Consider the following 1225-nt stretch of genomic DNA (forward strand, 5'->3'; position numbering starts at 1 on the left):
CACGGCAAGATCATTATAAATTGAACTTATAGAATATGTAGTGATCAGATCAAGGCATAATAATCACCTTGGTCACGTAAAATATGAGCGCTACTTTTCTGAAACACTTTAATTCAATTACCGATCCTCGCATTGAACGCTGTAAAAAGCATGAGCTTATCGATATTCTCCTTTTAGCCATTAGTGCAGTAATCTCCGGTGCACAAGGATGGGAGGATATTGAAGATTTTGGGCATCTAAAACTTGATTGGTTAAAAAGATATGGCGCTTTCAACGCGGGTATTCCAAGACACGACACCATAGCCCGTGTCATTTGTCGGTTAAAATCAGATGAAATAGAGCATGCATTTCAATCTTGGATATCTTCACTTATTGAAACCACGGGTGCTGATATTATTGCTATGGATGGAAAAACTGCACGTCGTTCATTTACAACCAAAGATAGAAAAAGTGCTTTACATACCGTCAGTGCATGGAGCTGCCAACACCAGTTAGTTTTAGGGCAAACAGCCGTTGATAGCAAAACAAATGAAATCACAGCCATACCTGAGTTACTCACCATGCTAGATATTGAAAATAGCATCATTACACTTGATGCTATGGGCTGCCAGCAAGAAATAGCGAAACAAATAATTAAACAAAAAGCTGATTATATCCTAGCGCTCAAAGGTAACCATTCAGGTATGCAGAGTGAATTAGAAGCTTGGTGGCACAAGAGTGAGCGCGAAGGATTGACCAATAGCAACTATGATAAACATACCGAAATAAGCTCAGGGCATGGGCGCATTGAAACAAGAGTTTGTCAGCAATTGCTTATTGATAAAAGCTGGTTAGATAAAATCTACCAATGGTCTGGCTTAAAGAGTGTTATTCAAGTAACCGCTGAGGTTCACGATAAATCATCAGGTACAGACACGATAGAAACGCGTTGGTATATTAGTTCGTTAGCGTTAGGTGCGGAGCAAGCACTTAATGCGGTACGAAGCCACTGGCAGGTTGAAAGTATGCATTGGATGTTGGATATGAACTTTAGGGAAGATGAATCAAGAATCCGTAAGAAGCAAGGACCCCTTGTTTTTAACGTAATGAGAAAAATAGCCATGGCGTTATTTAAACAAGATACAACTAAAACAGCCAGTATGGCGAGAAAAAAGAAAATGGCAGGGCTAGACGATGATTATCGCTCAACCCTGTTAGAATCTGGGATTAAAATGCGCTAGCCGTG

1 protein-coding gene is annotated in these 1225 nt (G+C 40.1%); it reads left to right on the forward strand.

Annotated features, from left to right (window positions below; genetic code table 11):
• Window positions 1-83: 83 nt before the first annotated feature.
• Window positions 84-1220 (forward strand): ISAs1 family transposase, encoded by a 1137-nt coding sequence (locus tag JIG41_RS18665; RefSeq protein ID WP_024602346.1) that lies wholly within the window; start codon window positions 84-86, stop codon window positions 1218-1220.
• The last annotated feature ends 5 nt before the right edge of the window (window positions 1221-1225 follow it).

The sequence above is a fragment of the Pseudoalteromonas sp. bablab_jr011 genome, assembly GCF_016464045.1.
In the GTDB taxonomy this organism is placed as follows: domain Bacteria; phylum Pseudomonadota; class Gammaproteobacteria; order Enterobacterales; family Alteromonadaceae; genus Pseudoalteromonas; species Pseudoalteromonas lipolytica.